Here is a 7757-nt window from a genome sequence, read left to right as displayed (position 1 = left end):
CAAGAGCCCCCTCCATGGGCCGGGGCCCGGGCGCTTGTTGCAGTTTCTCGCCGACTGAAACACGCGCATCCGCCCGTCCCGCCGGCACCAGCGTACCACCGGGACGGGCGCTGGCCGGGCGGGGCCGGCCGGATCACTCCGTCCGCAGACCCTCCGGGCGCATCAGGCGCAGCAGCGGCGGGAGGCTGGCCAGGGTCACCAGCAGGACGACCGCGGCGCCGATGCCGGCCATGGCCAGGACGCCGATCCAGTCGACGGAGACCGGTGTGCCCGTCATCTTCAGCAGCACCGTGCCCAGCGTCAGGCCGACCACCGAGGCCAGCACCAGGCCCAGCGTGATCGGGATCGCGGTCTGCCACAGCACCGACAGGCTCAGGGTGCGGCGCCGGGTGCCGAAGGCGACCAGGGACGACAGCAGCTTCCGGCGCTCCCGCAGCTGCTCCAGCTGCGACACCAGCAGACTGGCGCCGATCAGCCCCAGTACGCACGCGGCGCCGACGAACAGGCCGGTGCGGATGGCGTCGAAGCGGTCGCTGCGCTCCGTGGCGGACCAGACCATCGGGTAGGCCAGCGGGTTCACGGCCGCCGCCGTGTTGCGCACCCGCTCGTGGACGTCCGGCACCGACTCGTCGAGCCTGAGGTAGGCGTGCCCCTCCAGCCCCGGCGCGAGCGACGGGGGCAGCGCCTTCGGCGTGATCAGGAAGCCGCCCCGGTCCGTGCCGGCGAGCAGACCGCTGCGCGGCGCCGCCTCCTTGACGTCCGCGGGCACCTCCCAGGGCAGCTCCAGGCTCTTCGGTGAGCCGTCGAAGGACGGGTCGAGGTAGAGCGTCCGCCGGTCCTCCGCCATCGCCGGCACGTCGACGCCGGCGTCCCACTCGGCCCCGCGCACGGCGAACACGTCACCGTCGCGGCAGGAGGACAGCGTCGCGATCTCGCGCAGCGAGGCGCAGTCGCCCACCGTCAGCATCGTGAAGTTCTCCGGGTTCCGGCGGCGGTCGCCGGCATAGCCCTCGGAGTACGAGAAGACGGCGTCGACGCCCTCGGTCTCCCGGAACTTCGTCGCGGCCGCGGGGACCGGCACCTCGCTCGGCAGGGCCACCTCCATCTGCGCCTGCGTGACGTCCTTGCCCGTGCTCTCGGTGTAGTCGTCGTCCACGCCCGCGAACAGCATCTGGAGCGCGATCGCACCGGCCACCGCCACCGCGATGCCGTTGACCATGCGGGCCGCGGTGCCGCTGCTCAGCTGGAGCCGGCGCACGGCCAGCTGCCAGGACAGCGCCCCGCTGCCGAGCCGGGCCACGACCGTCTCCACGATCCAGGGCAGCAGCGCGGTGACGCCGACGAGCAGCAGGACGACACCGCCGGTCACCAGGTACTGGTTGAAGTCCCCTTGGGAACGGCCCTGGCCGATCATCGGGTACAGCATCGCCAGGCCGGCCACCGGAAGCAGCAGCCGCCACCACAGGCGCCGCCGCGCGGGCCTGGCCGTACGCACCACGCCGAGCGGCTCGATGACCACCCCGCGCATCGCGAACAGCGTCACCAGCACGGCCGCGGCCGGCACCGCCACCACCACCAGCAGGGCCAGCAGCGGCGAGGGGTCGAGGTAGCTCGGGAAGACGCTGATGTGGAAGACCTCGGCCGTGCCCGCCAGTTGCCGCCCGACCAGGAAGAACCCGGCGCCGAAGACGAGCCCGAGCACCGCGCCCGCCAAGGCCTCGCCGGCCGCGATCCGCCGGGTCATGCGACTGTCGGACCCCACCAGCCGCAGCGCCGCGAGCCGCCGGTCGCGTCGCTCGCCGCCGAACCGCACGGCTGCGGCGATGAAGACCGCGACCGGCATCAGCAGCACCACGAAGACCACGAGGATCAGCAGCAGGAGGACCGGGTCGGACTGCTCGGGCCCCGGGTCGGGGTCGCCGAAGTGGTCGATGCGGACGATCCGGCCGCTGTCGATGTGCGGCGCGAGGCCGTCGGCCCCCCGGTAGAAGGCGAGTTCGTGCGAGCCGACCAGCCCGCTCTCCCCGATGGTGCCGGTGATGCGCTCCGGCAGCCGCTCCCGCAGCAGCTTTCCGGCGTCGGAGGTCAGCAGCCTCTCCAGCGCGGGGGAGACCACCATCTCGCCGGGCGCGGGGAACCGGTCCACCCCCGGCGGCAGCGGCGCCCGGGGCCCCTCGGCCTCCAGGGCGCGGCCCCGGACGGAGTCGTCGCGGAAGTCGGTGCCGACCTCGGCGACGATCAGGGTGTCGGCGCCCTTCGGCGGCCGGTCGTCGGTGAACGTGATGTCGGTGCGCGCGGCCTCCCGCTCGTGCCGGACGGCCAGCGCGTTCGGCAGGGCCGTCGTCAGCAGCAGCAGCGCCACGCCGAGCCCGACCCCCACGGCCGTGAGCACGGCCCGGGTCCAGCCCTCGCGCCCGCCGGTGACGGTGAAGCGGACGCCCATGGCCAGGTCGCGGGCCCACCGGCGCACGCTCATACGACGCGCTCCATGTCCCGTGACTTCCCGTCCCGTACGACGACCTCGCGGTCGGAGTAGGCGGCCACCCGCGCCTCGTGCGTGACCAGCACGACGGCGGCGTTGGTGGAGCGGGCGGCGTCCGTGAGCAGCTCCATGACCCGCTCGCCGTTCAGGGAGTCCAGCGCGCCGGTCGGCTCGTCGGCGAAGAGCACCCGGGGGCCGGTCACCAGCGACCGCGCCACCGCGACCCGCTGCCCCTGGCCGCCGGAGACCTCGCCGGGCCGCTTCTTCCTCAGGTCGTCGACCTCCAGCCGCTCCATCCAGGTCAGCGCGGCCCGCTCGGCCTCCTTGCGACGAGCGCCGTTCAGCCGCAGCGGGAGGGCCACGTTCTCCACGCAGGTCAGCTCCGGCACGAGCTGCCCGAACTGGAACACGAACCCGAACTCCGAGCGGCGCAGGGCGCTGCGCTCGGCGTCGTTCATGGCGGACAGCTCGCGCCCGTCGTACGTGATCGTCCCCGAGTCGGGGGGCACGATCCCGGCGAGGCAGTGCAGCAGCGTCGACTTGCCGGACCCGGAGGGGCCCATCACGGCGACGACCTCGCCGGGGTGGATGGAGAACTCGGCGCCGTCGAGCGCGAGGGTCGGACCGTAGGCCTTGCGCAGTTGCTCGGCCGAGAGCAGCGAACCTGCGGGGGGAGTCATCGGGCCACCGCCTCACGGAGCTTGTCGAGGCGCGCCGCGGTGAGTTCCAGCCACCGCAGGTCGGCCTCCAGGTGGAACAGGGCGTGGTCGCAGATCAACTGGTCGGCGAGGTCGCCCTTGCGCTTGCGGTCGGTCAGGATGCGCATGCTGCGCAGGTGCTCCGAGCGCTGCGTGTCGAGGACGTCGGCGGCGTCGCGTTGGGTGAGCAGCGCGAGGACGACCTTGGTGTACAGGGTGGACTGGAGGTACGGCTCGGGCTTCTCCGGGGTGGCGAGCCACCGCTGTACGTCGGTGATCCCCTCCTCGGTGATCGCGTACCGCTTGCGTTCGGGACCGCCGCCCGCCTCGATGCCGTCGACGACGACGAGGCCGTTCTTCAGCAGGCGGGACATCGTCGAGTAGACCTGGCCGTAGTGCAGCGGCCGGTCGTGACCGAACTTCTCGTCGAAGGCGCGCTTCAGGTCGTAGCCGTGGCGCGGCCCGGACTCCAGGAGCCCCAGGAGGGTGTGACCGATGGACATGCCGAGCACTCTACACACGGTGTATACGCGCCATGTATACGCGGTGTGCAGAGTCCGGTGCGGGGGGTGCGGGACCGCAGGTCAGAGCCGGTTGTCACGGTTCCGTGACGACGGAGGCCGCGCCTCCGCACCCGGTGTTGCGAGGGTGCGGCGCGCGGCCTCGTCACTGCGGCGGCGTGGTGCCGGGGCCCGTCCCGCCGGGCGGGCGTCCCCGGCGCGGCAGCGGTCCCGCGTCACCGGGCAGCCGGCCCGCCTCCGCCAGGGCCCTGCGGAGCAGGAACTCGATCTGGGCGTTGGCCGAGCGCAGCTCGTCGCCCGCCCAGCGGGCCAGCGCCTCGTACACCTGCGGGTCCAGCCGCAGCAGCACCTGCTTGCGCTGCTGCGGCCGGCGCTTGGGTGCCGGGCCCCCGGGCGGCTCGGGTCCTTCGGGGGGCCCGGTCCCCTCGGGTGATGCGGGCCCCTCGGGCGGGGTGGTCACTGGTAGAGCGTCCCCGTGTTCAGGACCGGCTGGGCGGCGCGGTCCCCGCAGAGCACGACCATCAGGTTGGACACCATCGCCGCCTTGCGTTCGTCGTTCATCTCCACGATGCCCTGCTCGCTGATCCGGGCGAGCGCGGCCTCCACCATGCCCACCGCGCCGTCCACGATCTGCCGCCGCGCCGCGACCACCGCGCCGGCCTGCTGGCGCTGGAGCATCGCCGAGGCGATCTCCGGCGCGTACGCGAGGTGCGTGAAGCGGGACTCGATGATCTGCACGCCGGCCGCCTCCACGCGCGCGTGCAGCTCGACGGCGAGCTTCTCGGTGATCTCCTCGGCGTTGCCGCGCAGCGAGAGGCCGTCCTCGTCGTGGGCGTCGTAGGGGTACTCGATCGCGATGTGCCGCACGGCCGCCTCGGTCTGGGTCGAGACGAACTCGATGTAGTCGTCCACCTCGAAGGTGGCCTGCGCGGTGTCCTCCACCCGCCACACCACGACCGCGGCCAGCTCGATCGGGTTGCCGTACGCGTCGTTCACCTTCAGCACGGCCGTCTCGTGGTTGCGCACCCGCGTCGAGATCTTGGTGCGCGAGGTGAACGGGTTCACCCAGCGCAGCCCGTCCTGCCGGATCGTGCCCCGGTACCGCCCGAAGAGCTGCACCACGCGGGCCTCGCCGGGCGCCACCATGTTCAGCCCGCACATCGCGAGGAACGCGGCCAGTGCGATGACGATGCCGCCGATGATCAGTGCGGCCTTGCCGCCTGTCGAGGCGACCGCGGTCGCGCCGGCGATCAGGCCGGCGCCGACGAGCAGTCCGACCAACCCCAGCAGCAGCGCGAAGCCGCCGCCGATGCTGTGCGCCTGCGTCTCGCGCACCCGTGGCGCCGGCATCTGCGGCACGTCCGCCGTGACCTGCGGTGCGTCCTGGGTGTGGTGTGCGGACATGGAGGGTCCCCCGTTCCCGCCGGGCGCGCTGTACCGCCCGGCCGCTGTCGTCTGGCTCTATCGTCTGTCTAGCTAAGTGATATCACTTTACCTCGGATCGGCAACCTTGGACCCCTCTCGTACGTCGGTTCCTGTGGAGCGGGTGCTGATTCTCACGTCCGTACAAGGGGGGATCGGCGGCCGTTTGTCATACCTCCCGGTGTTAGTTTTCTGAGCTGACCTGAGCGACGAACCTGTGTGACACGTGAGCGAGACGTGCACACGGACGACCGAAGCGGAGCGGATCGGACCCATGGGGCGAGCGGAAGAGAGAAGAGCGCGACAGCGCGGTGGCCGCCGCGCGGCGCCGAAACGCCGCCGTTCGTCGGGCGCGGGCGGGAAGAGCGGCATACGCCGGCTGTTCACCTGGAAGAAGATCCTCGGCACCTTCTTCGGCCTCTGCCTGCTCGGCATGGGCGCCTTCATCGTGCTGTACATGGTGATCGACATCCCCGAGGGGAACGCCGACGCGGAGTTGCAGAGCAACGTCTACAAGTACAGCGACGGCACCATCATGGCCCGGGACGGCGAGCGCAACCGCGAGATCGTCGACCTGGCCAAGATCCCCGAGGACGTCCGGCACACCTTCGTCGCCGCCGAGAACAAGACCTTCTACAAGGACGCGGGCGTCGACTTGAAGGGCACCGCGCGCGGCGTCCTCAACACCCTCTCCGGCAAGGGTGCGCAGGGTGGTTCGACCATCACCCAGCAGTACGTCAAGAACTACTACCTGTCCCAGGAACAGACGGTCTCGCGCAAGCTGAAGGAACTGGTCATCTCCCTGAAGCTGGACCGGGAGAAGTCCAAGGACTACATCCTCGCCGGCTACATCAACACCAGCTACTACGGCCGCGGCGCCTACGGCATCCAGGCCGCCGCCCAGGCCTACTACCGCGTCGACGCCGAGGACCTGACCGTCGAGCAGGGCGCGTACCTCGCCGCGCTGCTCCAGGCGCCCAACCAGTACGACTGGGCGATCGCCAGCGACACCGGCAAGAAGCTGGTCCAGCAGCGCTGGAACTACGTCCTGGACAACATGGTCGAGCAGAAGTGGCTGGACGGCACCGAGCGCCGGGGCATGACGTTCCCGGAGCCCGAGGCGCCCAAGCCGGCCCCCGGGATGGAGGGCCAGACCGGCTACCTGGTCGAGGCGGCCAACGACGCGCTCAGGCAGCGCCTCGTCGAGCAGGGCGCCGCCGAGGACCTGGAGCAGGCGAAGGCCCTGGTCGACCTCGGCGGCTACACCATCACCCTGAACGTCGACAGGAAGAAGCAGGCGGAGCTGGAGAAGGCGGTCAAGGCCAAGCTCACCAGCAAGCTCGACCCCGGCAAGCGCGAGGTCGACGCCGACGTCCAGGCCGGCGCCGTCTCCGTCGACCCGAAGACGGGCTCGGTCGTCGCGATGTACGGCGGCGTGGACTACGTGAAGCACTTCACCAACAACGCCACCCGCGACGACTACCAGCCCGCCTCCACCTTCAAGCCGCTGATCCTCGCCGCCGCCGTCGACCAGGACGCCGAGACGCAGGACGGCGTGCCGATCACGTCCAACACGCTGTACGACGGCACGAGCAGGCGCCCCGTGATGGACGGCGACCAGAAGGTCGGCTTCGCGCCCCCGAACGAGGACGACGTCGACTACGGCGACATCACCGTCCAGGAGGCGATGAACAAGTCCGTCAACTCCGTCTTCGCGCAGATGGGCATCGACGTCGGCATGCCCCAGGTCGTGCGGACGGCCGGCGAACTCGGCATGGAGACCGAGGGCATGGACGCCGTGCCCGCCCAGACCCTGGGCAGCATGGGCGCGAGCCCGCTGGAGATGGCCGGGGTCTACGCCACCCTCGACAACCACGGCAGGAAGGTCACCCCGGCCGTCGTGAAGTCCGTCGAGCACAAGGACCGCACGGTCGAGTTCCCCGACCCGATCGGCGAGCAGGTCATCAGCCGCGAGGCCGCCGACACCGTGACCTCGGTGCTGACCGGCGTGGTCGACGACGGTACGGCCAAGACGTCCGTACGGGACAACCCGCTGCGCGACGGCCAGCAGGTGGCCGGCAAGACGGGTACGTCCGACAACAACAAGTCGGCCTGGTTCACCGGGTTCACGCCCGAGCTGGTCACCTCGGTCGGCCTCTTCGGCGAGGACCCGAAGACCCACAACCAGGTCCCGATGTACAAGGCGGGCGGCGTCGACCACCGCGTCAACGGCGGTGGCTTCCCGGCGGAGATCTGGGCCGCGTACACCTTCGGCGTCATGGGCGAGGTCACCGAGTTCGACCTGGAGACCAAGCAGGGCAACGCGGTCGAGCCGAGCGAAACGCCCACGCGGAGCGAGTCGCCGACCCGGTCGCCCACCCAGGAGGAGACCTCCGAGGCGCCGGAGACCGAGGAGCCGGAGACCCAGGAGCCGACGACCGAGGCCCCGGAGACCGAGTCGCCGACCCAGTCGCCGTCGCAGTCGCCCTCCGACAGTCCGTCCACCGAGCCGCCGACGGGCGGCACGACCACGGAGCCGGAGGACCCGCTCTTCCCCGACGGGGACCGGCAGGAGCGGTAGCCGACGGCAGGCACGTGAAAGGGCGCCCGGACCCACCGGGCGCCCTTTGCGCG

At 71.5% G+C, this 7757-nt stretch carries 6 protein-coding genes; 1 reads left to right on the top strand and 5 read right to left on the bottom strand.

Annotated features, from left to right (window positions below; genetic code table 11):
* Positions 1 to 133 precede the first annotated feature (133 nt).
* The 5 genes from AC07FV_RS18735 to AC07FV_RS18715 all read right to left on the bottom strand — a co-directional run bounded on the left by AC07FV_RS18735 (position 134) and on the right by AC07FV_RS18715 (position 5105).
* Positions 134 to 2476: an ABC transporter permease gene (locus AC07FV_RS18735; protein WP_479088502.1), complete on the bottom strand. Its 2343-nt coding sequence runs from the start codon at positions 2474 to 2476 to the stop codon at positions 134 to 136.
* Positions 2473 to 3162 (bottom strand): ABC transporter ATP-binding protein, encoded by a 690-nt coding sequence (locus tag AC07FV_RS18730; protein ID WP_479088501.1) that lies wholly within the window; start codon positions 3160 to 3162, stop codon positions 2473 to 2475. The genes AC07FV_RS18735 and AC07FV_RS18730 overlap by 4 nt, the downstream gene beginning before the upstream one ends.
* Positions 3159 to 3683, bottom strand: a complete 525-nt coding sequence (locus AC07FV_RS18725) for a PadR family transcriptional regulator (RefSeq protein WP_479088499.1) — start codon at positions 3681 to 3683, stop codon at positions 3159 to 3161. The genes AC07FV_RS18730 and AC07FV_RS18725 overlap by 4 nt, the downstream gene beginning before the upstream one ends.
* A gap of 163 nt (positions 3684 to 3846) precedes the next feature.
* Complete coding sequence (locus AC07FV_RS18720; protein ID WP_479088611.1) at positions 3847 to 4212, bottom strand: type II toxin-antitoxin system antitoxin; 366 nt, start codon at positions 4210 to 4212, stop codon at positions 3847 to 3849.
* Positions 4158 to 5105 (bottom strand): SPFH domain-containing protein, encoded by a 948-nt coding sequence (locus AC07FV_RS18715; RefSeq protein ID WP_479088497.1) that lies wholly within the window; start codon positions 5103 to 5105, stop codon positions 4158 to 4160. Before AC07FV_RS18715 ends, AC07FV_RS18720 begins: the two co-directional genes overlap by 55 nt.
* A gap of 292 nt (positions 5106 to 5397) precedes the next feature.
* Here AC07FV_RS18715 and AC07FV_RS18710 point away from each other — a divergent pair, with 292 nt between their 5' ends.
* Positions 5398 to 7704: a transglycosylase domain-containing protein gene (locus tag AC07FV_RS18710; RefSeq protein ID WP_479088495.1), complete on the top strand. Its 2307-nt coding sequence runs from the start codon at positions 5398 to 5400 to the stop codon at positions 7702 to 7704.
* Positions 7705 to 7757: the final 53 nt, after the last annotated feature.

Source organism: Streptomyces sp. NPDC045956 (assembly GCF_056430705.1).
Note: the sequence above shows the minus strand (reverse complement) of the source record. Positions and strands in the feature narration are given on the sequence as shown.